Annotated in this window: 21 protein-coding genes; 5 read left to right on the forward strand and 16 right to left on the reverse strand. The window is 66.7% G+C overall.

The window, feature by feature from the left end; genetic code table 11:
* Positions 1 to 18: 18 nt before the first annotated feature.
* Positions 19 to 345 carry a hypothetical protein gene (locus ABIB14_RS16695; protein ID WP_354237028.1) on the reverse strand — a complete coding sequence of 109 codons (327 nt, stop codon included), beginning with the start codon at positions 343 to 345 and terminating at the stop codon, positions 19 to 21.
* 192 nt (positions 346 to 537) lie between these two features.
* On the opposite strand from ABIB14_RS16695, the gene ABIB14_RS16700 reads away from it, so the two are divergent.
* A complete protein-coding gene (locus ABIB14_RS16700) occupies positions 538 to 1386 on the forward strand; it encodes a class I SAM-dependent methyltransferase (RefSeq protein WP_354237029.1) in 849 nt (282 codons plus the stop codon).
* A 45-nt stretch (positions 1387 to 1431) separates the two neighbouring features.
* Here ABIB14_RS16700 and ABIB14_RS16705 read toward each other — a convergent pair whose 3' ends face one another.
* Both ABIB14_RS16705 and bcp read right to left on the reverse strand, forming a co-directional pair.
* Positions 1432 to 1866 carry a DUF6855 family protein gene (locus ABIB14_RS16705; protein ID WP_354237030.1) on the reverse strand — a complete coding sequence of 145 codons (435 nt, stop codon included), beginning with the start codon at positions 1864 to 1866 and terminating at the stop codon, positions 1432 to 1434.
* 79 nt (positions 1867 to 1945) lie between these two features.
* On the reverse strand, positions 1946 to 2425 hold the full coding sequence (gene bcp / locus ABIB14_RS16710; RefSeq protein WP_354237031.1) for a thioredoxin-dependent thiol peroxidase: 480 nt from the start codon (positions 2423 to 2425) through the stop codon (positions 1946 to 1948).
* A 248-nt stretch (positions 2426 to 2673) separates the two neighbouring features.
* Here bcp and ABIB14_RS16715 point away from each other — a divergent pair, with 248 nt between their 5' ends.
* Entirely contained in the window at positions 2674 to 3696 is a 1023-nt protein-coding gene (locus tag ABIB14_RS16715) for a serine hydrolase (RefSeq protein WP_354237032.1), read from the forward strand.
* A 17-nt stretch (positions 3697 to 3713) separates the two neighbouring features.
* Here ABIB14_RS16715 and ABIB14_RS16720 read toward each other — a convergent pair whose 3' ends face one another.
* Positions 3714 to 4274 carry a DUF488 domain-containing protein gene (locus ABIB14_RS16720; RefSeq protein ID WP_354237033.1) on the reverse strand — a complete coding sequence of 187 codons (561 nt, stop codon included), beginning with the start codon at positions 4272 to 4274 and terminating at the stop codon, positions 3714 to 3716.
* 130 nt (positions 4275 to 4404) lie between these two features.
* Here ABIB14_RS16720 and ABIB14_RS16725 point away from each other — a divergent pair, with 130 nt between their 5' ends.
* Positions 4405 to 5076, forward strand: coding sequence for a uracil-DNA glycosylase (locus ABIB14_RS16725; protein ID WP_354237034.1), 672 nt, complete (start codon positions 4405 to 4407; stop codon positions 5074 to 5076).
* Positions 5077 to 5100: 24 nt separating this feature from the next.
* Here the strand turns inward: ABIB14_RS16725 and ABIB14_RS16730 are convergent, their stop codons facing one another.
* The 11 genes from ABIB14_RS16730 to ABIB14_RS16780 all read right to left on the reverse strand — a co-directional run bounded on the left by ABIB14_RS16730 (position 5101) and on the right by ABIB14_RS16780 (position 17965).
* Entirely contained in the window at positions 5101 to 5259 is a 159-nt protein-coding gene (locus ABIB14_RS16730; RefSeq protein ID WP_502909687.1) for a hypothetical protein, read from the reverse strand.
* A 50-nt stretch (positions 5260 to 5309) separates the two neighbouring features.
* The gene (locus ABIB14_RS16735; protein ID WP_354237035.1) at positions 5310 to 6428 is read right to left on the reverse strand and encodes a phosphotransferase; all 1119 of its coding nucleotides are present in this window, start codon (positions 6426 to 6428) and stop codon (positions 5310 to 5312) included.
* Positions 6425 to 7147, reverse strand: a complete 723-nt coding sequence (locus ABIB14_RS16740; RefSeq protein WP_354237036.1) for a phosphotransferase — start codon at positions 7145 to 7147, stop codon at positions 6425 to 6427. The genes ABIB14_RS16735 and ABIB14_RS16740 overlap by 4 nt, the downstream gene beginning before the upstream one ends.
* A gap of 395 nt (positions 7148 to 7542) precedes the next feature.
* Positions 7543 to 8811, reverse strand: a complete 1269-nt coding sequence (locus ABIB14_RS16745) for a phosphotransferase family protein (RefSeq protein WP_354237037.1) — start codon at positions 8809 to 8811, stop codon at positions 7543 to 7545.
* Between the two features lie 17 nt (positions 8812 to 8828).
* Positions 8829 to 10613 carry an ABC transporter ATP-binding protein gene (locus ABIB14_RS16750; protein ID WP_354237038.1) on the reverse strand — a complete coding sequence of 595 codons (1785 nt, stop codon included), beginning with the start codon at positions 10611 to 10613 and terminating at the stop codon, positions 8829 to 8831.
* Positions 10614 to 10753: 140 nt separating this feature from the next.
* Complete coding sequence (locus ABIB14_RS16755) at positions 10754 to 11926, reverse strand: glycosyltransferase family 4 protein (protein WP_354237039.1); 1173 nt, start codon at positions 11924 to 11926, stop codon at positions 10754 to 10756.
* Positions 11926 to 13146 carry a glycosyltransferase family 4 protein gene (locus ABIB14_RS16760; RefSeq protein WP_502909688.1) on the reverse strand — a complete coding sequence of 407 codons (1221 nt, stop codon included), beginning with the start codon at positions 13144 to 13146 and terminating at the stop codon, positions 11926 to 11928. The genes ABIB14_RS16755 and ABIB14_RS16760 overlap by 1 nt, the downstream gene beginning before the upstream one ends.
* Entirely contained in the window at positions 13133 to 14338 is a 1206-nt protein-coding gene (locus ABIB14_RS16765) for a glycosyltransferase family protein (protein WP_354237041.1), read from the reverse strand. The genes ABIB14_RS16760 and ABIB14_RS16765 overlap by 14 nt, the downstream gene beginning before the upstream one ends.
* 158 nt (positions 14339 to 14496) lie before the next feature.
* Positions 14497 to 16071 carry a sensor histidine kinase gene (locus ABIB14_RS16770; RefSeq protein WP_354237042.1) on the reverse strand — a complete coding sequence of 525 codons (1575 nt, stop codon included), beginning with the start codon at positions 16069 to 16071 and terminating at the stop codon, positions 14497 to 14499.
* Positions 16068 to 16748 carry a response regulator transcription factor gene (locus ABIB14_RS16775; RefSeq protein ID WP_354237048.1) on the reverse strand — a complete coding sequence of 227 codons (681 nt, stop codon included), beginning with the start codon at positions 16746 to 16748 and terminating at the stop codon, positions 16068 to 16070. The genes ABIB14_RS16770 and ABIB14_RS16775 overlap by 4 nt, the downstream gene beginning before the upstream one ends.
* A 302-nt stretch (positions 16749 to 17050) precedes the next feature.
* Positions 17051 to 17965 carry a serine hydrolase gene (locus ABIB14_RS16780; protein ID WP_354237043.1) on the reverse strand — a complete coding sequence of 305 codons (915 nt, stop codon included), beginning with the start codon at positions 17963 to 17965 and terminating at the stop codon, positions 17051 to 17053.
* A 140-nt stretch (positions 17966 to 18105) separates the two neighbouring features.
* On the opposite strand from ABIB14_RS16780, the gene ABIB14_RS16785 reads away from it, so the two are divergent.
* Positions 18106 to 19026 carry a 2-hydroxyacid dehydrogenase gene (locus tag ABIB14_RS16785; RefSeq protein WP_354237044.1) on the forward strand — a complete coding sequence of 307 codons (921 nt, stop codon included), beginning with the start codon at positions 18106 to 18108 and terminating at the stop codon, positions 19024 to 19026.
* Between the two features lie 360 nt (positions 19027 to 19386).
* On the opposite strand, the gene ABIB14_RS16790 is transcribed toward ABIB14_RS16785, so the two are convergent.
* Positions 19387 to 19950 (reverse strand): dihydrofolate reductase family protein, encoded by a 564-nt coding sequence (locus ABIB14_RS16790; RefSeq protein WP_354237045.1) that lies wholly within the window; start codon positions 19948 to 19950, stop codon positions 19387 to 19389.
* Positions 19951 to 20485: 535 nt separating this feature from the next.
* Here ABIB14_RS16790 and ABIB14_RS16795 point away from each other — a divergent pair.
* Positions 20486 to 22264, forward strand: a complete 1779-nt coding sequence (locus tag ABIB14_RS16795; protein ID WP_354237046.1) for a molybdopterin-dependent oxidoreductase — start codon at positions 20486 to 20488, stop codon at positions 22262 to 22264.
* Positions 22265 to 22745 lie beyond the last annotated feature (481 nt).

A 22745-nucleotide genomic window follows, 5' to 3' on the forward strand; every position in this document is an offset into this window, starting at 1 on the left:
GTTTGTGACCTGCCAGCCTCAGGCGGGGTCCTCGACGTCGGTGTCCGGAACCGAGTCGGGAACGGACTCGACGACGGCGCGCTCGGCGCGGCGGACGCTCAGCCGGTCCAGCAGCAGCGCGACGACGGCGCCGAGGATGGCGCCGCCCGCGGCGCAGAAAGTCAGGAAGAAGCCGAAGACAGCATTGGCATTGTAGCGCTCGTCGGCGGGCAGGCCGTAAGCGATCACGGCGGCCACCGCGACGCCCGCCAGAGCACCCGCGATCAGGAACGGCACATATTTCGGCGCGCGGCGGACGGTGACGGCGCGGCGTTCGGGCGCAACGGGGGTGTCTTCAGAAGCCATGCCGTTAAGCCTACTGCCCGCGGGCGCTGCCGTTTTCGCTGCTGTTTTCACGCCGATTCCGGACGGCCGCGGCGCGGATCCGCCGCGTGTCGATCCGTTTCCGCAGCGGACATCCGGAAGCCTAGCGGGAACGCGGATAGCAGGGCAGACTATGGGATGGGGAGGGTACGGTCCGGATTATAAGGACGCACCATGTCAGTCACAGCGGACAGTATCCGTGACCAGCAGCGCATCATCTGGGACCAGTTTGCCGCGGGCTGGAAAAAGTGGGACGCCGAACTGCTCGGCTGGCACCGCCCCTTCGGCGACGCCACGATCCAGGATGCCCGGCTGCACCCGGACTCCTTCGTACTGGACGTCGCGGCGGGTTCCGGCGAGCCGGGTCTCACAGTGGCGGCGCTGGTGCCGGAGGGCGACGTGGTCCTGGCCGACCTCTCGGCCGGAATGTTGCATGTGGCCAGGGAGAAGGCGTCGGCCAGGGGGCTGGCCAACGTCAGCTTCAGTGTCTGCGCAGCCGCGGAGCTTCCCTTCGACGACGCGACGTTCGACGCCGTGCTGTGCCGCTTCGGCTTCAATTTCTTCCCCGATATGCGGGCCGCCCTGCGGGAAATGGTCCGGACGGCGAAGCCCGGGGCAAGGATCAGCGCCGCCGTCTGGGGCAGGGCCGCCGGGAATCCCTGGGCAAGCCTGGTTCTGGGCACACTCGCGCATCACACAGAGTTGCCGCAACCGCCCGCGGGCACCCCGGGGCTGTTCCGCTGTTCCGCCCCGGGCTTCATGGCCCGGTTGTTCAGGGAAGCAGGCCTGGCGGAAGTGGCGGAGCGGACGGTCAGCACGGACCTGGTGCTCGGCTCCCCGGAGAGTTACTGGGAGTTCATGGAGGACATCGCGACCACCGTGGCAATGGGTCTGGCCAGGGCGGACAAGGAAGCGCGGTCGCTAATCCGCTCGGACGTGTTCCAATTGCTGGGCCGCTATGAGCACCAGGGTGCGCTCAGGCTGCGTTCGACGGCGACGATTGTGGCCGGAAGCCGGGCGTAGCGGTCTTCTGCGGCAGGCGTTAGCCGGGGCAGATGGCGCCCACACTTAGGCTGAAACGGCCGGGCCCGAGCCGTCGGCGATGATGGCCCGGACGGAGTTATTGCGCTTGTCGTGCGTCAGCTCCACCAGGCCCAAAGCTTCCAGCAGCGGCGGAAGATACATCCCGAACCTGCCGCGGTATCCGTTCCGCAGCCCGTACCAACCGCCCACCGGATTCTCCGGGCTCCGTCCCCACGCCTCGACGGTTCCTTCTGCGGCCGGCTTGTTCTCGTCGGCGGCGCCCAACGGCACCCAATCGCCTTTCTCCATCAGCCACAGCTCAAGGTCTCCGACGGCTCGGAGGTGGTACTTCAGTGTCGTGGAGCCGACTTGGCACACGAGGGCGGGGGGATCGGACTGCTCATCCCGGAACATCGTGTACTCGGATGTCCCTGGCGCTGTCTTCAGCACCCAGGGATCCTGCCTGGTTCCAGTTGCCACTTGGTCCGCCTTCGGGTTGAGCCGCCTTCCGGCGCTGTTTGGACCGAGCCTACCCAGTGCGCCGGGCGGACGCGAGAGTTTAAACGCCCAGTTCGTCCTTCAACGCGGCGACGTGGCCCTCCGCCTTTACCTTGTACTGCGCCAGCGTGACGTTGCCCTCAGGATCGAGAACCACTGTGGAGCGCACGATCCCTTCGGTGATCTCGCCGCGGAACAGACTCTCGCCCCAGGCACCGTAGGCGAGGGCCACGGCGTGGTCATGGTCGGAGAGCAGCGGGAAGGTCAGGGCGTAGTCGCCGGTGAAGTGCGCCAGCGCCTCGGGCGCGTCCGGGGAGATGCCCAGGACCTCGAAGCCGGAACCCTGCAGCGAGGCCAGGCTGTCGCGGAAGTCGCAGGCCTCGGTGGTGCAACCCGGTGTCGCAGCCTTGGGGTAGAAGTACACAATGACGTTCTTACCGCGGTAGTCCGAGAGCGAAACCGGCTTGCCTTCGGGGTCGGGGAGCGTGAAGTCGGGGGCCGGGGTTCCGGGCTGGAGCTTGACGGTGAGGTTCTGGCTCATGGGAGGTCCTTCGCTTGGGGCGGTTGGAAATCAGTCTGTGGTGGACAACACCACGGGCGGAATCGGTATTCCAATGACGGCCGCATGACGACGGCGTCGCCGCGGCCCCGACTGCGGCCGCCGGCCTCCGCCCGCACGGTGTAACTCATGGTCTTCGTCCTTGCCGAATGCGCCGTTTTGGCCGGTTGATGGGGCTGACAGCTTATTCACAGCCTAGGCATAACTGGTGCCGCTAGCTTGGAGCCATCATGAAAGAGCACCAGTCGCCTCGCCACGGGCCAACGCCCACCAAGGGCAGGAGCCCCCGCCTGGCGCGCCGCCGACTGTTGCTGGGGGCGTTTACGGCAGTCCTGGCGGTGGCGTTGGCGGCCACCGTCTACTCCGCCGCCGAGGCCCGCTCGGCAGCGGAGCACGCGACGACGTTGGGCACGGCCGCGGCGGCCGCTCCCCCGGCGGCCGCTCCCCCGGCGGCCGCTCCCCCGGCGGCCGCTCCCCCGGCGGCTGCGAGCGCCCCGGCGACCCCGACGGCGAGTTCGCCGCCCCCGGCGACCCCGGCACCGACGGCGGCCGTTGCAACGCGGACCGTCAGCCCGGACCTGGACGCGAAACTGAACGCCATCATCGAAGCGAACGGCGAGTACCAGATCGGCGTGTCCTTGATCGACCTGTCAGGCGGCACGGTGCACGACTACGGCGTCCAGCAGGCGTTCGTGGCGGCCAGCACCGCCAAGGTTCTGGCGGCCGCAGCCTACTACCACCTGGTTGAGTCCGGCGCGGCTTCCCTCAACGATCCGATGGGGGACTGGACCGCCGGATTCCAGCTCAAGGAGATGATCCAGGACAGCGACAACGACTCGTGGTCCCTGATCATGAACGCTGTCGGCCACCAGGAGCTCAGCGACTACGCAGCGTCGATCGGGGTGAGCTACAGCCCCGAATCCAACACACTGACCCCTGCGGAGATGGCCGGGATCATGGCCGCGCTGTACTCCGGAAAGCTGCTCGACCACGACGACACCGCGGAGTTGTTGTCCTATATGCAGAACACCAACTATGAGTCCCTCATCCCCGCGGCGGCACCTGCGGACGTCGAGGTCTTCCACAAGTACGGGCTGCTGGACGGGGAGCTCCACGACGCCGGCATCCTCGCCAAGGACGGCAGCGCCTACGCCCTGGTCATCTACACTAAGGGCGACGGCGAAGGCGACATCCCGCAGCGGACCGATGTCATGCACCAGCTTACCCGGGCCGTGACCGACGCGGTTTTCTAGGCACCCGCTGCCGGGCACTAGGTCGCATCCGCGCCGCGTTGGGCGGCCGGCCGTTGTTCCGGCGGATACCACACTCGTTGGCCGTCGACGCGGGCGAAAGAGGTCAGGGCGTGGGGCTTGGCGGATTTTTCGGTCATGATATCCAGTACCTCGACATCCCGGACCATGAGCGCATCACCGATCAGTGAACGGTGGCAACGCCACGGGACGGCTTCCGCGCACATGATTGCCGCATCGTTTGTCCGCCCACGTTCCAGTAATTGGCCGACGGCGGCCGAAAACTCTGCGGTCTGCATGTAATCCGCGTATCCCCGGAAAGAAGAATTCCGCCAGGCGCCATTGGGGCTGCTGTTGTTGGTGTGCCGCAGACCGCCGAGGGATTCCATCCGCCGGTAGCTGATCCCGCTGGCACGCACGCTCGCGGCGAGCGCGTCGGCGTTGAACTGAGGATTGTGCCGCGACTTCGGCACGGTCCGCACATCGATCAGCTTTTTGATGCCGTGCGCCTTCAGGATGCCGACGAATTCGTCGATCGGATGAGTGGAGTGTCCCACCGTAAAGATGGTTATGTCCGTCATGTCTCCATGCTAGGCGCCATGCCTTGGCACAGGGGAGACGGTAACGGCGCTATCAGGGCCGTCCCCGGCGGCGGCGAAGCGGCCCGGATAGTCTGAGTGAGCTAAGAGCTGCCGAGGAAACGGGCGCCACATGATTTCATCCTGCATCACGGAATTCGTTGACCGGCTTGCGGCGGTGGCGACAGGGCCGGGCTGTGCCAACTTCTTCAATCACACTGTGCCCGCGAATGCGGTCCGCCGGCGGAACCTGGCGATCTACCTGCAGGAAATGTTGGATCGCGCTCCGAAGGTGCTGCTGGTGGGGGAGGCCCCCGGCTTTAGGGGCATGAAAATCACCGGGGTTCCCTTTACCAGCCGCACCATCCTCGAGCAGGCCGGTGACGGGTTTGGCCTGTTCGGGCCGGGAAAGGGATACCAGCTTCCGCCGGACCCGGACGCCGTCGCCGCAGAACCCACGGCCACGGTGATGTGGGAGGTCCTGGCCGAGCTGGATTTCCTTCCGCTGCTCTGGAGCGCGTGCCCGTGGCATACCCATCGGCCCGGCCGGCCGCTTTCCAACCGCACTCCGACGGCCGCCGAGGCCGCGCTGGGCAGCCCGTTCTGGCAGGCGCTGGCCGAGGAGTTCGCGATCGAGACCGTGGTGGCCGTGGGTAATGTGGCGCACCGCAGCCTGCAGCGCGGCGGCATCGACGCGCCCAAAATCCGGCACCCCGCACACGGCGGCCGGTCCGGGTTCAAGCGCGGACTGGAGGAGCTGATCGCCGCCGGCCTGGCTCCTTCGAGCCTTCATCCGCCGGGATGACGAGGCGCCGCGTCTGCGGGCCGGTTACTTCGCCAGAAACCGCAGCAGAGCCTCGGTCACCTCGGCCGCGTGGGTCCGGATCATCCCGTACGGGGCGCCGTCGATCTCCACGTGGTCCGCCTCCGGCAGGGCCTTAGCGAAGCGGCGGCCAGTAGCGCGGCGGTCTGGTGCAGCCCTCGCCATCGACCTTCCCACTGCAGGCAGGAGCGGCCCCCGCAGATAGGACTTCCCCATCACACAATTGCGTCTGCTCTGAAGGCAGAAGATACCGGCCCTGCTACCGCTTGGTGGAGGAGGTCCTCTGCGAGGGCGGCCCACTGTGGCCGGAAGGAGTAGAGGCAGCCGAGCCGCAGGCGGGCCGCACTGGCGTAGGCATCGAAGCGGGTAGGGGTAACGCGTAGTTCCTCGGCGGCGGCGATGACCTGGCGGTGGGCGGTCCGGTATCGCTCCGGTGTCAGGCGCAGTTGCGCCTGGCGCAGGTGAAGGTGGACGGCGAGGTTGGCGAGGTCGGCGGCGGCTTCCGCCAGCCCGGCCTCGTCGAAATCCAGCAGCCCCAGAGGGGCATCGGACGCCGTGGCGAAGATTTGCTTGTCATGAAGGTCCCCGTGGGACCAGACCAACGGATCAGGCACGGTCCGCAGCAGCTGTCCGGCGATCTCCCCGGCAGCCGCACGTACGGCGTCGCACAGGGCCCGGGCTTCCGGGATGTCCTGGGCATGCAAGAGCCAACGGTCCACCATACGTTGGAGGTTTTCGAGTTCGACGGCGGCCGTGCGCGGTGCCAGCGCAGCCAGGGACGGCCGGTTCACGGCAGCGCTGGCCAGGGCTTGCTGTCGGACCCAGCCGCGGGACCAGTTTTGCCAGATTCTTTCAAACTCGACGTCGCTGGCCGCAGGGTCGTTTCCCAGCTCAAACAGGGACCGGCCAGGGAGCGCGGTGAGGACGAGGCAGCCCGGGGTGTAGGAAACCACTTCAGGGCTAAGGAAGTCGCCGGCAGCCAGGAGCGCGGCGGTCCGGGTGTGCCGGTCGGCGGCTTCGTCGGATTGCCGGGGCCGGAAGATTTTGAAATAGCGGTCGCCGGCCTTGACCACGGCCCGCTTGTGGGCTCGGTGCACCAGCACCTCGCCCAATGGTTGCGCGTGCGCCAGGGCGGGCAGGCGTCTGTCGCCACCCTCAGGTAGCAACTCCGCCCGTCCGGCTCGGAAATGCGCGGCCCGGACACCCGCCAGTCCGGGCCCGGCAAGCTCCATGGTGTAGTCCCCTGCGGTGGGCTCCGGCCACGCCCGCCGGACCAGCCTTTGCACTCCCGCCGCGTCCGGGACGGTGAGCGGGACCGGCGGGTGCCAGCTCACGTCATCAGCTCCTCGACGCGGCGGCCCGGCGGGCGGACCGCCGGACGCGAGTCGCGTTCCTTAAGAGCAGCGAGGGCCAGAGACAACCGCCCCGGCAACGGAGAACATGCCAGACGCAGCCAGGCGGCATCGGAGTAGGCGCGAAGCCGGTCCGGATTGACACTCAAACGGTCGGCGGCGGCCATGACCTGACGGTGCGCCGTGAGGTATCGCGTCGGCGTCAGGCGGTTTTGGCGTATCAGAAAATCCAGATGGACATCCAGATTGGCCAGATCGAGGGCGGCCTCGGCCTGGGACGTGTCATCGAAATCCAGCAATCCGAGAACGGACGCGTCGTCCACCGCGATGATTTGCTTGTCGTGAAGGTCCCCGTGGGACCAGACCAGCGGATCCGGTGCCGAGCCGAGCAGGTTCCGCGTCACGACTTCCGCCCCGGCCCACAAGGCATCGCGCTGCGGCGAAGCTTCCGGCACGCCCCCATAATGACGCACCCACCGGTTCACCCAGCGCCATACATCCGCTGCTTCGACGGCCGGCGAGTGGACCGGCAAGGCGGCTAAAGCGCTGAGTCCGGCGGCCTCGTGACTGGCACCCACCTGGGCGGTCCAAGCCAGCGACCACTTCTCCCACAGCAGGGCAAACGATGCATCGCTGACAGTCTCGTGGTCCGGCCCCAACTCGCCCAGGGTCCGTCCGCGGATGGAACTGAAAACGATCACATCCGCAGAACTCCGCATCACCCTGGGTGCTCTGAACGGGCCGGCGCCCAACAGGAGCTTGGCTTGTGCGCAACGTTCGGCAGGCACGGTTGCCTCGCCGGTCCGGAAGACCTTGATATAACACCCCTCGGCCCGCACGACAGCGCGCGTGTGGGGCCGATGGGAAATGATTTCCCCATGGCGCGCTTCGGCTAAGAGGGCCGGCAATCCGGGATCGTCCCGGGGTACCAGCTCAAAGTGTCCGGACCGGAGATGGGCCGCCCTGACGCCCGGCTCTCCGGTCCCTGCGACCTCCAGTTTGTAGTCTCCCGGGGTCTTGTCCGGCCATGCCCGGCGGATGTGCCAAGTCTGCCCGAAGCTGTCCGCAGCGGACTTCGGGAGCGGCGGGAGCCAACTCATGGGACCAGCTCCCAGGCCCTGTCGATGTGCCGGGACATGTCGGCCGCCCATTCAGGGGCCCGGTCCCTGAATGGGTCCACGCTGCCGGCGAAGAGGCGGAGCGCTGCCCAGACATCCGTGGTTCCGGGCCTAAACCGGCCGCCAGCAAGGACGTAACCCTCCAGCAGGGATGCCGAGCGCGGCTGGCTCGGGGTGTTCCCCCGCCAGCGGCTCATCTCCTCAACGGCGGCGAACGAGCCGAGATCGGCCTCCGGAACTCCCGCACGGGCACGGTCGAAGTCGATCAGGCGCACTTCCGATCCACCAACCAGCACCTGGTCAGCGGAGAAGTCCCCATGGACGACGACGGCGGGGCCGCCGTCGTCGTCCATGGCGACTTCGAACCTGTGCCGGATCCGGGCCGCCACCCTTGCCGCCCGCACTTCCAGGGCGGGAACGAGCGTCGCAACCATGGCGCACGTCACCGCCAGTTGCCGCCCCACGAGGTCTTCGGAACCGGCGGCGAGGCCGGCGTCGTCCTCCACCGGAATGCTATGGAGCCGGGCGAGAGCTTCTCCGGCCCGGCGGGCACTCTCAGGGTCGTCGCCGGCCGTGAGGTCCCGGTCCCCCCACCGGGGGCTGGCGCTGGTGCCGTGGGCCCGGCAATCAGCACCGCCGAGCATCGGAAGGACCGGAACCCCATACTGCCGCAAACGCTGCTGGAGCCGGTCAGCGTTCTCGGCGATAGGATGCGCCGCGGTCTTGATCACGATCGGCGGATCCTGATCTTGCTTGAGCAGGACCACGCGGCGCTTGGGCTTGTAGCGCAGCACCATGGCGTAGCCGCTGAGGAGCCCAGCGCCGCTGCCGAGGAGCCCAGACCCGGGGCGCCGCATGCCGCCGAGCTGTTCTAATCCCGGACCGGCAAGCCAGCGCAGGTTCCTATCCAATGCCCAGTCGTCCCCGATTCCCCCGACGGCGATCACGGCGTCGGCGTGGGGCACCGGAACACGCATGAGGCGCATGCCCCCGCCGTGTCGCTCCGATTTCTCGGCACGTCCGTCGAGCTTGACGTTGCGCGCCGTGGTGAGGGCCCAGCCATAGGTTTCCTGGCCGTCAAGGGTGCGGCTGAAGGCAACGAGCGCGGACGTGCCGGGCTTGTACCGGACCCTGGTAATCCGGACCGGTTCGGCCAGGACGTCGGAGAGGAGGTCGTCGTCGAGCACCACGGCCAGGCAGGGCAGGCGGCCGTCCCTGCCGGCGAGGGAGCAGTCAGCTTCGCGCAAAGGAATTGGCGCCGCCTTCACGTCGGGACCTCGATGTCCCGGAGCCGCACTCGCTGTCCGTCTCCCTCCACCTCGTCCTCCTCCGCTGCGCGGGCGGTCGGTGGATCTCCCAGCCAGCTGCTGAACCGGCTGCCGGGGTCCTGCTGCAGTTCCAGCGGACGACCCTCTTCGAGGATGCGCCCGTCTTCGAGCCAGATGACCCGGTCCGCCAGGCGCGCGGCGAAGGCGTCGTGGGTGATTGTGATCGAGGTCCGCCCCCGGGTCAGGACCTCCAGGGCATCCAGGATCGATTCGCGGGAGGCAGGGTCCAATCCCGCGGTCGCCTCGTCCAGGATGACGATCGGCGCCTCGCGGAGGATGGCCCGGGCGATCGCGATCCGCTGTCGCTGGCCGCCGGAGAGGTCTTTGGCGGCTTCCCCCAGAACTGTGTCGTAGCCGTCAGGAAGTGCGCGGATAAAGTCGTCCGCCTGTGCCAGCGCGGCGGCGTGTTCGATGTCTTCATCGGAGGCGTCGAGGCGACCGAACCTGATGTTCTCCCGCACAGTGTTTCCGAAGAGGACGGAGTCCTGGAGCAGGATGGAGACGTGGGAGCGCACTGAGGCGATCTGGAGTTCCCTCAGGTCTTCTCCTCCCACCCGGACCGTGCCGGTGCTGGGGTCGATCATGCGCAGGATCAGGCTGGCCAGGGTTGATTTGCCGGCACCGGACGGGCCGATGATGGCCAGGCGTTCCCCGGCCGGAATCGTCAGGTTGATCCCGTGCAGCACGGTGGTCCCCTCGCCGTGGCCGGCGGAGACGTTGTCGAACACGACGTCCGGGTTGCGGCTTTCCAAGGGACGGGCGCCGGGCGGCTCGGGCAGGTCCGTCTGGGCCTCGAGCAGGTCCGCCACGCGCTCGCCGGACGCCGTGGCCTGCGCGATCCGGCTGGTTTGCTTGGCGAGATCCTTCAGCGGCTTCATTCCGGTCTTCAGGTAGGTAAGGAAGACGACAAGGTCCCCGGGGGTGATCGAGTGATCCAGCACGCGCCAGCCCCCACCGGCCAGGACGAGTGCCGTGGCGAAGCCGATCAGTACGTCGGTGCGCCGCTCCAGACCGGCGGCCAGCCGGAGGGCGGCAACCCCGGTCCCGAGCGTCGCCGCGTTGCTCTTCCGGAAGCTGGAGCTGATGGTGTCCTCAAGACCGTAGGCCTGGACTTCACGCATGGCCCCGAGGGTCTGGGCGGCCGTGGTCGCCAGGGCACCCTCACCTTTGCGGGACTTACCCGCTGCCGTCCTAATCGAGCCTGAACTCCGACGCGACAGGAGCGCGAAAATGCCGGATGCCAGGAAAACGACGAGCGCCAGCATTGGGTCGAGCCACAGCATGACGACGGTCATGGCCAGGAGCGTGACGGCGTTGCCCAGCATCGGAAGACCGGCGGTCACGGCGACGTCCTGCAGGCGTGAGACGTCACTCACGAGCCGCTGGACTGTGTCTCCGGAGGACGCGCGGGTGTGGTGGCGCATCGACAGGCCCTGCACGTGGCGGAATGTGCGGGCGCGAAGGTCGGCCGCCACCCGTGAACCGACGAGGGCGAAGGAGATGGCGGACCAGTAGTTGGCAATGGCACGAAGGATGCTGATGAGGACGATCGCGCCGCCGCACAGCAGCAGTGTCTGGGTACTGGCTTCCAGTGCGGGCCCGGGCCGTCGCAGGGTCGCGCCCAGCGAGCGTGACACGGCGTCAATCACGAGTTTCACCGGCCACGGCTCCAGCAGGCGGAACAGGACGTCGGCGGCAAGTGCCGCGAATCCGATGACCATCCGCAGCCGGTGTTCGCGCAGATGCGGCCAAACGCATCGCAAGGTTCGTCGAAGCCCGGACGCTGGTTTGTCGCTCTGGCGCCGGCGCATGGCCGGCCGCATTCCCTGGGGGGTTCGGGCGGGTGAGTTCCTCGACGCGGTCATGGCCGGACCACTTTCCGCGGGGCTGGCAGAGCCGACGTGATCCGGGAGAGGACCCCATTCCAACTGAAACGCTTCTCGGCGTCTTCGCGGGCCTGGCTGCCCAGACCGTCGCGCAGGGCGGGATTATCCGCCAGCCGGTTCAGTGCTGCCGCGAGGGCCGCGGGATCGGAGGCTGGAACCAAGATGCCGGTGCGTCCGTCGTCCAGGATGGAAGGTATCTGGCCCACGGAGCTCGCGACGATCGGCATCGCAGCGGCCATGTATTCGTAGACTTTCAGGGGCGAAAAATAGTCGTCCCGACCCGCTTCCTCCGCGGGATAGGGCGCCGCGGCGGCGTCGCACTCGTGAAGAAGGGCCGGCACGTCCGCCGGCCGTACGGCACCGGTGAACTCCGTCTGAATGCCCAGCGAGCCGGCGAGCTGTTCCAGTTCCATCCGGACCGGGCCGTCGCCGATGATCCGTACCGCCCAGCGGCTGCTCGGATTGGCCGCCGTGGAATTCGCCAGTGCAACGGCTCGAAGCAGGTCGGGCACCCCGTGCCACGGCTTCAACGTCCCAACAAAGGCCACGGTGAGGTGGTCGGGGTTCTTCCGGCCGGGGCGGCGTGCCGTGATGCGGTCGACGTTGACGCCGTTCGGCGCCAACGCCGTTCGGGCCCCGGGAACCCGCGAGTGCACCCAGCGGACCACTGGCGCCGAAACGCAGGCGACGACGTCGGCTGTTCCGGCATTGCGCCGAAGCACTGTTTCGGCTTTCCTGACGTCCAGCAGTTCGCGGTACTTCTGTTGTTCCTCGATCAGCGGGGCGTTGACTTCGAGTACCGACGGGATGTCCAGGAGGCGGGCCAGCACCGAGAGCGCCGGGCTGAACAGCGAATAGCGTTCGTACACCAGGCCGCAACCCTGGCGCAGAACCCGGTCCACGAGGGCGAGTGCGGCGTCTTGGAGTGCCTGTTCGCGGGCCGGTCCGGGGACGCTGTCAGGCTGGACTTCGACGACGTCGAGGTCGACGAGGTCGTCGGGCCGGTCGGTTCCGAGCCGGGCGCAGTACACCGTGACATCGGCACCGGTTACGCGCCAGGCCCGGACGATTTCCTGGACGTGCACAGACGAGCCCTTGGTGCCAAAGACGGGTACCCCAGGGTCGGCGCAGATATAGGCCACGTGCATCAGGCGACCTTCCGTTCGGCGAGGGCGAGGGAACGAAGGAGTTCGGCCTGGCGCCGGACGTCGAAGTCCTGCTCGATCAAGGCACGTGCGTTGCGGGTCATCGAGATCCGGTCGGTGCCGGGGGAGCTCATCTTCTGGATTGCGCGGGCCAGGAAGTGGGAATTTGCCGGCCGGGCCAGGATCCCGGTCGAACCGTTCCGGACGACTTCGGGGATCCCGGTGACGGCCGTGCTGATGCAGGGAACCCCGGCTGCCATTGCCTCCAGCAGGACCGTGGGCATGCCGTCAGCGTTGCCGTCGGCCCCGATGACACAGGGTGCGACAAAGATGTCGGACGAGTCGAGCAGCTCCTGGATCTCGTCCTGGGTCTGGGCTCCGATCAGCCGGACGTGGTCTCCCAGCCCGAGGCGTTCGATGGTGGCCTCAAGCTCGTCGGCCAGCACACCTGTTCCGGCGATGCGCAGGTCCAGGCGGAAGCCCCCATCCAGGAGTTCGGCGGCCGCGGGCAGGAGATGCTGGAATCCCTTCTTCTCCACCAGGCGCCCGACGGCGGCGACCCGCACCGTGGTGCCGAGGGGCCGCGGATCGCGGTACGGGAAACGATCCAGGTTCAGGCCGTTGCGGACCAAATGGAGCCGGGCAGTGGATGCCGGGAAGCGCCGGCGCAGGTAGCGCAGATTGAAGTGGCTGATCGTCACGGCGTGGTGGGCCTGGTCGAGCTTGATCCGGAGGTCTTCGCTGCTGACCGAATCATGGAAGATGTCGACGGCGTGGGCAGTGAACGAGTAGGGGATGCCCGTGATGGCCGACGCCAGCCGTGCGACACTGGTGGCGCCCGAGGCGAAGTGGACGTGCATGTGCCGGATATTCCGGTGCTGCAGGGCAACGGCCAGGTTGATGGCACGGACGGCGTCTTCCGGCGCTGCGGCGGCGAGTTCGGCGAAGTTCCTGGCCAGCGCCGACGTGAGCCCGACCGCAGCGGCCGCGTGGAAGCACTCCCAGAGGTCGGACGTCTTCAGCGGCCGGTCAATGTAGGTCACCGGCGCCTGGACCCTTGCGAGTTCAGCGTGGAACCGGGCGTCGTTGGGCGGCAGCAGGGAGAAGATCTCTATCCTGTCTCCGGCCGCCTCGCGGGCCAGGATCTCAGACACGATGAAGGTCTCGGAGAAACGCGGATACATCTTGAGAACGTAGGCGGTCCCCGGCTCAGACGGCGACACGGCCGGCGCCAGCTTTCAGACTGAGTGCGGGATCGCCGGCATTCGTACGGGCGGGTTGCTGGAGCAGTTGGGCCGCCAGTTGCGGGACACGGATCAAACCGTCCAGGACTGCCCGACGGCGGTCCACTGTGGTGCCGATCCTCGCCGCGAGCCAGCCGGCGAAAATATCCGGGGTCAGGGTGCCGATTTCGTGTTGTTCCAAGTACCCGGCGTTGGCCAGGGACGCGGCCCGGATGCGCTGCTCGGCCCGCGCCTGGGCCCGGGGCACGATCAGGGCCGGGACGTTGGTGCTCAGGATCTCACACACGGTGTTGTAGCCGCCCATCGAGACGACGGCGGCCGCATGGCGCAGATGATAAATGAGGTCCTCCACTGTAGGGACAACTTTGACGCCGGGCCGGGCCTGGCGCCGCAAGTCGTTGAGCTGGTCCAAGGGCATCTCAGGGCCCGCCACGATCAGGTGTCCCAGTCCCTGCGGTAACGGCGCGGCGACTGCCACGCTTGCCAACGCATGACCGTCCGAGCCGCCGCCGACCGTCGTCATGCAGTATGGGCCGGGCATGCAACTGGTTCCGGAGCCGGGGGGGCGGCCCGCGGCCAGATAACCGGTGTAGCGGATGAGCTTCCGAAGGGAGAAAGGGATTTCACCGGCCGCCACGGGATCGTGCACTGCCGGGTCGCCGTAGATCCAGATCTCATCGAACAGCTCCTTGACCAGCCGCGGTCCGCCAAGGCGGACCCACTCCGGGAAGGCCGCGTCGGGGGAGTCCAGGACTTCACGAAGACCCAGCACCACCCGCACCGGGCCGAGCGAGCGTACCCGCCGCAGGGCGGATTCAAGTTCACGGTGTACCCCGGTGGCATGGCGGTCCACGATCACCAGGTGCGGGCGGAACCCGGCCAGGACCGCTTTGAGCAGCCTTGCCCGCATGGCCACGAGTTCCTGCATGGGCATGGAGAGGTTCCGGGGCAGGTAGCCTTCAGGGCTTTTCCCCACCCCGGGAAGCAGTACCCAGTCCCAGCCGTCCGGCGCCTGGAACGAGGGCGCATGCGCGGTGCCGGTGATGAGGATGCCGGTGACGGGACGGCCGGTCAGTCCCGGAAGCTGATTGTTCAGCGCATGGGCCAGCGCCAGATTTCGGCGCACATGCCCCAGGCCCACAGAATCATGTGAGTAGAGCACTATTCGCATCGGCTCCATTGCGACCCTCCAAGCCCACGGTCCGCAGCGCAGGGGTCTTCCTTGCCGGCGGTAGTTGATGTTAAGACCCAGACTGCGCCGTGAGCGTGAGAAAGGGATGAGGGGAAGATGAAGGAGTTTTCATGAAGAGCGCGCCGGCTCCCGCCGGTTCAGAGTTTCACGTCAACGCCCTGCATCGGGACCCGGATCATGAAGCGTGATCCCTGTCCGTAGGCTGATTCCACCGTGGCAGTACCGCCGTGGGCTTCGGCGATAGCAGTGACGATGGACAGGCCGAGGCCGGACCCTTCCTCCCCGCGGCCCGGGCGGGCCCGGCCGAAACGCTCGAAGATCCGCTGCTGGTCCTTCACCGCGATGCCGGCGCCGGTGTCCCGCACCCACAACACCAAGGTGTCTGATCCGGGCAGCGGGGTGCCGCCGGCCGCCGTCGGGCCTTCGATCCTGCTGCCCAGTGCGATGGTGGAGGAGCGCCCGGTGTGCTTGACGGCGTTGGCGGCCAACTGGACGAGGGCCTGGGTGAGGCGCTGGGGGTCGGCCTCCACCACGTAGTCGTCGCTTTCATCGATCTGCCAGCGCCGGTCCGCGAGGACACGGATTTTCTCCATCACCTGCTGGAGGAAGTCGGGGATCCGGATGGGCGCTTTCCTGATGAAGTCAGGGTGGCCGGCATTGGCGAGCACCAGCAGGTCGTCCACGAGGCGCTGCATCCGGTCCACCTCTTCGAGCAGCACTTCCCTGGTGGCGATCACATCGGCGGGGTCGTCGACGGACACAAGTTCCAGGTGCCCTCGGAGAATCGTGAGCGGCGTTCGCAGCTCGTGGCCGGCGTCGTCGAGAAACTGTTGCTGCTGCCGGGCGCCCTCATCGAGTCTTTCCAGCATGGTGTTAAAGGTCTTCGTCAGGAGCGTTACGTCGTCGCCGCCGTCGCGCACTTCCACCCGCTGGGTGAGGTCCTCATGGCTTACTACGCGGGTGGCTTCGCGCAAGCGGCGGAGCGGATCCAGCAGGCGACCGGCAACCAGGCCTCCGATCAGGGCGGCGCCGAGCAGCGTGCCGGCTCCCACCAGGGAGTACGTCTGGACCGAGGCGAGATTGTGATCCCTTTGGTCGGCAGCGTCCCGGCCAAGTAACAAATAGGTGCCGGTGTTTCCTGCCGCCGAACCCTTTACCGGCAGGACGACCGTCCTGAGCGGGCGGCCGCCGGCGTTGAAGTCGCCAAAGGCGGCGCCCGAGGGGTTAGGGAGCCGGACGACGTCGGGGCGCAGGGCAGCGTCCAGAAGAGGCTCATCGGGATTGCCCTCGATGATCCACCCAATGCGGCCGTCAACAATTGCGGCCATGACCTCGTTGCTGCGGGGCGCGATGTTCTCGGCGGCTTCGTGGAGCTTGCTGCTGTTGGAATCGCTGCTGGCATTGCTGGTGGTCGCCACCAGCTTGACCAGGGTGTTGCCCTTGTCGAAAATTGCTTGGTCAACCCGGGCATCGGAGTCCTGGAACTGGACTATGAAGGCGATCAGTCCCGCCGTCACCAGCCCGGCGAGCGTCATGCCCAGCATGGCGGCCACCACTCGGAAACGCACCGAGTGGAACTTTGCGCTCCATCCGGACGGGTCCAAGTCCGCGGCCGGCGGAGCTCCGCCTGCGGGCGGGCCGGCCGGAGGGACGGCCGACGGGGCGGCGGCAGTGCGGCCGTTTTCAAGGAGCCGGTGCAGCAGGGAGGTCACGATTTTCCTTCCCCGGCAAGCCTGTATCCGGCCCCACGCGTTGTGACGATGTGGTCTGCGCCGATCTTTTGCCGGAGCTGGCGCACGTAGACGTCCACCACGTTGGACGTCCCGTCAAAGTCGTAGCCCCACACATGGCTGAGCAGTTGTTGCCTGCTCAGGACCTGCCCCGGATGGAGCAGGAACATTTCCACCAACGCGAACTCGCGGGCGGAGAGTTCAACAGTCCTTTCTCCGACGCTGACCGCGCGAGTGTGGAGGTTCAGTTCCAAGATGCCGTAGCGGATGATGTGGTCCGGGGGAGGGTCGTTGTTTTCGCCGGGGCGCACCCGGCGCCTGATGCGCGCCACGAGCTCCTCGAAACGGAACGGCTTGGCCATGTAGTCGTCCGCGCCGCCGTCCAGGCCCGCTACGGTGTCCGCGGCGGAATCCCGGGCAGTGAGGATAATGACCGGAATGTCCACGCCGCTTTGGCGCAGCGCGGCCAGGACGGTGAACCCGTCAAGGCGGGGTAGCCCGACGTCCAGAAGCAGGAGATCGAACTGGCCGCCGGAGGCGTAGTCCACCGCTGTAACCCCATCGGCCACCACAGTGGGGGCGAAACCGGCAGCCCGCAGGCCCTTCTCGATGAACCGGGAGATGCGTTCTTCGTCTTCGGCGATGAGTATGCGGATCACGTCGACCTCAGAAAAATGCCCGATTTCGGAACGGTCCAGGGGTTCGCGCGACGGCGCTCCTGGCACTGGTTCCTAAGAGTTCAGGCCTGCTCCAAATCTGTGGCGTCTCCTGCATGAGCTGGGAGGAAGGTCAGAGGCCCCAGCAGCCCCGATCTGCCCGGATGGCGGGCATGGTGCGGACATTGCTACCATCCGTGCGCGAGGAGCCGGCATCCGCGATTGGCGTTGGATCCGGCGTCCTCCCATCGTGCTCCTGCGGTGGGGCATGCGCCACCCCTTCGTGGTAATTCATTTTCCAGCCGTTACCGCCGGAACAGCGACCCGGCGACCGCCGTCGTCAGCTGGTGGATCACGTCGATCCGGTCCGGGCTGTCCGCGTCCTCGTCGCCCCAGGTGTAGATCGCCACCGCGTAGGCGGCGTCCCCGGAGCGCAGGACCGCGGCATCGTGTACGTAGCCCTGCACCACCCCGTACTTGTGGTTCACCGTGATGCCCTGCGGCACGGCAGCGGGGATCAGCTCCTCGTCGTTGGTGTCCTGCATGTAGCCCAGCAGCTCCTCCGTATGCTCGGGGCTGAGCAGCTGCCCGGCGTAGAGCTGCTTAAGCAGGAGCGCCATCGCGGCCGGCGTCAGGAGGTTCTGTTCCGGATCGTAGCTGATCCCGAGCGAGGCGGCGTACTCGATCAGCCGCGGGTAGCCGATGTCCTGCATCAGCAGCAGCCAGGAATCGTCGCTGCTGGTGTTGACCATGGCCTGGAGCTGGAACGCGGCACTGAAACTGCCCAGCTGCGTCTCCAGCGACTTCTCCCCGGTTTCCACCAGATGGTAGTAGGCGGCGGCTGTGATGATCTTGGCCGTACTGGCGGCCTTGTACGCGGCGACGTCGCCGTACGCCTGCGGCTCCCCGCCGCGCGTGTCCTGGATGACGACGCCGATCCGGTAGTCGGGGTTCTCGGCCTGGATCCGGCGCATTTCCGCTGCGAGGTCGACGACGGCGGGCGGCGCGCTGGCTGCGGCGCTGCGGCCGGGAAGGGGCTGCAGTTGGCTGTGCAGCGTGGCCCAGAAATCCGTCTTGGGGTCGGGTCCGGTGCGCAGCGCGCCGGCCGTGACGGCCCCGGCCAGCAACAGCGTGGTGGCGGCCCCGACGGCGACCAGCCGGCGTCGGGCCTTCACCCCGGCGCTCGCGGGGGCAGGAGTCGGGGGTCCGGGGGTGTTCATGGCGCAGGGCCTTCCAGATCTTGCCGGCGGGAGGATCCCCTGAATCTAAGCCCGGGCGCAAGGCAAGTCCACGCCCCACGCGGGGCCGCCCACGGTCTGTGGGCAAACTCCCAGCCTCCCCGCCAGCTAGGCTGGCTGCTATGCCGAGGAAAATAAATGTCAGCCTGCCGGACGCGACCCTGCGGGAGTACCTCACGCCGCACCCGGACGTCACCGTCCTTGAGTGGGACCTGACCGGGGCACCGCCGCAGCCGCACATCGACATCGTGGTCCCGCCCTACATGGGCGGCAAGGAGATCCTGCGCGGGCTGGACGCCGTGGACACCGGGCTGGTGCAGAGCCAGTCGATCGGCTACGACGGCGTCGAGGAGGTCCTGCCCGCCGGGAGGGTGTTCGCCAACGCCTCCACCGTCCACGAAACGTCCGCGGCCGAGCTGACCGTGGCCCTGATCCTGGCCAGCCAGCGCGAGCTGCCACGGGTGCTGGAAAACCAGCGGGAGCACCGCTGGGAGAGCCGCCCCACCGCCAGCCTCGCGGACCAGCGGGTGCTGATAATCGGCTACGGCGGCGTCGGCAAGGCAATCGAGGACAGGCTGCTCCCGTTCGAAACCACTGTCACCCGGGTGGCCAGCCGGGAGCGGACCGACGCGCGCGGCCGCGTCCACGGCATCACAGAGCTGCACAGCCTGCTGCCGGAGCAGGACATCGTGGTGGTGGTGGTCCCGCTCAGCGACTCCACCCGGCACCTTGTGGACGAGGCTTTCCTCGCGGCCATGCCCGACGGCGCGCTGCTGGTCAACGTGGCCCGGGGGCCGGTCGCGGACACCGAAGCCCTGGTCCGGCACACCGTCTCGGGCCGGATCCGCGCGGCACTGGACGTCACCGATCCCGAGCCGCTGCCGTCGGACCACCCGCTGTGGGGGACCCCCGGGGTCATCATCAGCCCGCACGTGGGCGGCGCGAGTTCAGCGATGCGCCCGCGGATGGGACGGCTCCTGCAGCGGCAGATCGAGCTCATGCTCGCAGGCGAACCGCCGGTGAACGTGGTGCTGAACGGCTGAAAAGGGGACGCTATTCGGGCGTCTCACTCTGCTGCCTTTGGGTGAGCTGCTGAAATTGCCGTTTATGCACGTCGGGCAGCCAGTCCAACGGGGCTACGCGGGAAGTTTCGCGTGCAGGTGTCTTACGGGAATTCGCAAAGCCCGGAACGAAGGGTTTTAGGAGGAGCCTGTGGATTTGATTGCAAAGTGGCGGCGTTCTGTGATCGCTATTTGGCGCATAAGTGTCCGTAAGCCGATGCCTATCCGGACGGATCGTCCGCGGTGAAGAACAGGATCCGGCAGGAACGTCGCGATCACCTCGGAATGCAGCGCCACGAGATCCTGGGGGGCCGAAGCCCGCGCTGATTCGACGTCGGGCACTCAGCTCCTGGTCTCGTACCTGGTCAGGACCACTCCGTCGGGAAACGTCCGGGCCTCCACCAGGCTCAGGTTCACCCAGTTGTCCAGGGCTGTGAAGAACGGCGTGCCGCCGCCCACCAGGACCGGATGGGTGACGATCGCGTACTCGTCGATCAGCCCGGCCCGCATGGCCGCCGCGGCGAGTGTGGCACCGCCGATGTCCATGGGGCCGCCGTCGTCGGCCTTGAGCCGGGTGATCTCGGTGACCGCGTCGCCGGTGACCAGGCGGGTATTCCAGTCGACCGTGCTGGTCGTCGAGGAGAACACCACCTTCGGCATGTCCCGCCAGCGGCGGGCGAACTCGATCTGCGCCGGTGTGGCGCCAGGCTGCTGGTCGGCGGTCGGCCAGTGCGAGCTCATCGTCTCCCACAGTTTGCGCCCGTACAGTGCCAGGCCCGTCGCCCCCACCCGGTCGGACCACCATTGGAACAGCTCGTCGCTTGGTACGCTCCAGCCGAGGTCGTCGCCGGGCGCGGCGATGTAGCCGTCCAGGCTCAGGTTCATGCCGAAGGTCAGTTTGCGCATGGCGCCACTCTCCCGTGAGTCGGTATTGGTTGTACAGGCCAGCACGGTGCGGAAAAGTCATCGGTCGGGCCGCACCGAGGGCCAGACCACCGCGCCAAGCAGACGCTCCGTACCAAGCAGACGCTCCGTACAGAAGGGATCCTCCACCGGGCGGGCTGTGCAGACGGCTTTGGACATTCTGTGCAGCCGACTTCGGAAACTGACAAATAACCAAGTCGCCTCAACACGCCATTCTGACTCGAAAAGCCCCACGCGTCCCCGCTGAGACGATATGTGGTGAGACGCGCCTCCGAGACGCGCGGCGGCCATGGTTCCTGACGACTATTAAAGGTTCGCCGGAGCTCGAATCGGTGTCTTGGAACCTCCGCCTACGGCGAACCGGGCGGGGTGGCCCGCACAAAACGGGAAAGCACCTAGTTTTGGTTCTGCTGGCCACCCCTGACTCGGCTCTGATTCAGTTGGCGGTCAGTGCTGGGTGTCCGTCGAGGGAGAAGTGCCGCACGCCGCTTGTTCTCGCGCGGGCTAGGTTAGGCGTATGGGTGAATCTTCGAATGAACCGCCGCCTCCCCCCGCAGATTTCTGGGCGGGGGCTCGGATGCGCTTGCGCAGCCAGCTCGACGCCACCCGGTATTCGGCTGTCGACGAGCACTGGGCTGGAGGGGTTCCGCCGCAATACGGGGTGGCGCCGAGGATCAGAATCGGACAGAACAAATGGTTTAATCTTCTCTGGCTGATCCCGATCGGGCTGCTGCTGCTGATTGGCGGTGTGGCGATCGCGCAGGGCATCCGTGAACTGCCAACCGTGCAGGCATTCATGCAGCGTTATCCCGGCGAGTCACAGCCGCTGCCGAATGCTCCGGTTGGACTTCCTGCGTGGCTGGGCTGGCAGCACTTCCTGAACATGTTCTTTATGATTTTCATCATCCGGTCCGGAGTGACGATCATCGCGGACCATCCGCGGCTCTACTGGACCCGGCACGCGACGCCGGGCAAGGACTGGTTCCGGGTGCAAAAGCCCGTGCCCGCGACCCCGCTCTACACCGCCAAGCAGGACTCCATCACGCTCCCGAACGGTGTCGGCCTGCCGGGCCGGCGACACTCGATCGGTCTGGCCCGCTGGTGGCATCTGGGCATCGACACGCTGTGGCTGGCGAACGGTCTGGTCTTCTACATCCTGCTGTTCACCACCGATCAATGGATGCGGTTGGTTCCGCTGCGGTGGGATGTTTTTCCAAACGCCGTTTCGGTCGCGATCCAGTACCTCTCACTGCAGTGGCCGACCGAGAGCGGGTGGAGCAACTACAACAGCCTGCAACTGCTCGCATACTTCATCACGGTGTTCATCGCCCCACCGGTGGCGCTCCTGACCGGGCTGGGCATGTCCCCGGCATTGTCCACCCGATTCCGTTGGGTGAGCCGATTCTTCAGCATCCAGGTCGCCCGGTCCCTGCACTTTCTCGTGCTGTGCTGGTTCCTCGTCTTCATCGTCATCCATGTCATTCTTGTGTTCACCACTGGTGCCCTGCGCAATCTCAACCACCTGTATGCGTCTCAGAACACCTCATCCTGGACCGGGTTCTGGATCTTAGCGGCCTCGATGGTCGTGATCATTGTCGGGTGGGTCGCCGCGACACCGTTCACGTATCGCCATCCGAGGGTCGTGCAACGCGTGGGTTTCGCGCTCGTCGGGCCCGCACAGCGGCTGTTCGAGCACGTCGACTCGAAGCCCGGCGAGTACACGGAGAAAGACATCTCGCCCTATTTCTGGCACAACGGCAATTACCCCGACAGCGCACACTACAAGCAGCTCCAGGCAAACGGCTTCGTCGATTACAAGCTTGCTGTCGGTGGACTCGTCGAGAACCCGGTCGAATTGTCCCTTAAGCAACTTCGGGCACTTCCCAATCATGAGCAGATCACGCAGCATTTCTGCATCCAAGGCTGGTCCGGCGTAGCCAAATGGGGCGGCGTCTCCATGCAGACGATCCTGGACACCGTCCGCCCGAAACCCGAAGCCAAATGGGTGATCTTCTACTCGTTCGCAAGCGGCCCGGAGGGCGGTCTCTACTACGACGCTCACGCCATTGAGCAGATGAGTTACCACCTGACAATGCTCGCCTACGACATGAACGGAGCACCCTTGTCCTTCGGCCACGGTGCACCGCTGCGCCTCCGCAACGAAGTCGAGCTCGGATTCAAGATGGTGAAGTGGATACAAGCCATCGAGTTCGTCGAAAGCTTTGCCGACGTCGGGGGCGGGCTGGGCGGTTACAACAACGACCACGAGTTCTTCGGCTACCGACAATCCATTTGACCCTGTCAGATCCGCGCTTCCCCCCTGCCCCGGCACAGCGACCCTAACGAAGCCGGCCCACCCCGATGGGCCGGCCAAATATCGTTGCGAGAGGCATGCCATTTACCGCTGCCACTCACAGCTTCGACCAAGCGCTGACGGACCGGTCTGTGAATCGCAACTGTATTTGGCCGGATTTCCGGCCCTTCGTCTCTAAGCGTGGTTTGGGCAGCTGAGGTTGAGGGTTCGGGGTGTTGTCGGCGTGGCGGCAGGAGAGGGACATCAGGGTCTCTTTGAATTGGTAGCGACTAAACAACCATTTCCCAAAGAAACCCTGACGTGGGCAACTCCACGGGATCGGCGGTGGCGCTACTTGGGCAAAATGCCCGGCCCGCGCGTTCTAATGTGGCTCTTCAGAATTGAGAGTGTATTCAGCGTTGCCGCGTGAGGAGTCCGGGGCGGGAGGTTGTTTCGGCTGAGGTGAGGGCCTTGGGAGAGAATC

The organism is Arthrobacter sp. UYEF3 (assembly GCF_040546245.1).
Classification (GTDB): Bacteria; Actinomycetota; Actinomycetes; order Actinomycetales; family Micrococcaceae; genus Arthrobacter.

Excerpts from the sequence above, each read along its gene's own strand:
- ABIB14_RS16785 (WP_354237044.1), top strand. The coding sequence starts at position 18,106 with ATGCCGAGGAAAATAAATGTCAGCCTGCCGGACGCGACCCTGCGGGAG.
- ABIB14_RS16755 (WP_354237039.1), bottom strand. The coding sequence starts at position 11,926 with ATGCACGTGGCCTATATCTGCGCCGACCCTGGGGTACCCGTCTTTGGC.
- bcp (WP_354237031.1), bottom strand. The coding sequence starts at position 2,425 with ATGAGCCAGAACCTCACCGTCAAGCTCCAGCCCGGAACCCCGGCCCCC.
- ABIB14_RS16715 (WP_354237032.1), top strand. The coding sequence starts at position 2,674 with ATGAAAGAGCACCAGTCGCCTCGCCACGGGCCAACGCCCACCAAGGGC.
- ABIB14_RS16700 (WP_354237029.1), top strand. The coding sequence starts at position 538 with ATGTCAGTCACAGCGGACAGTATCCGTGACCAGCAGCGCATCATCTGG.
- ABIB14_RS16750 (WP_354237038.1), bottom strand. The coding sequence starts at position 10,613 with ATGGTCATCGGATTCGCGGCACTTGCCGCCGACGTCCTGTTCCGCCTG.
- ABIB14_RS16725 (WP_354237034.1), top strand. The coding sequence starts at position 4,405 with ATGATTTCATCCTGCATCACGGAATTCGTTGACCGGCTTGCGGCGGTG.
- ABIB14_RS16695 (WP_354237028.1), bottom strand. The coding sequence starts at position 345 with ATGGCTTCTGAAGACACCCCCGTTGCGCCCGAACGCCGCGCCGTCACC.
- ABIB14_RS16795 (WP_354237046.1), top strand. The coding sequence starts at position 20,486 with ATGGGTGAATCTTCGAATGAACCGCCGCCTCCCCCCGCAGATTTCTGG.
- ABIB14_RS16720 (WP_354237033.1), bottom strand. The coding sequence starts at position 4,274 with ATGACGGACATAACCATCTTTACGGTGGGACACTCCACTCATCCGATC.
- ABIB14_RS16780 (WP_354237043.1), bottom strand. The coding sequence starts at position 17,965 with ATGAACACCCCCGGACCCCCGACTCCTGCCCCCGCGAGCGCCGGGGTG.
- ABIB14_RS16790 (WP_354237045.1), bottom strand. The coding sequence starts at position 19,950 with ATGCGCAAACTGACCTTCGGCATGAACCTGAGCCTGGACGGCTACATC.
- ABIB14_RS16765 (WP_354237041.1), bottom strand. The coding sequence starts at position 14,338 with ATGCGAATAGTGCTCTACTCACATGATTCTGTGGGCCTGGGGCATGTG.
- ABIB14_RS16730 (WP_502909687.1), bottom strand. The coding sequence starts at position 5,259 with ATGGCGAGGGCTGCACCAGACCGCCGCGCTACTGGCCGCCGCTTCGCT.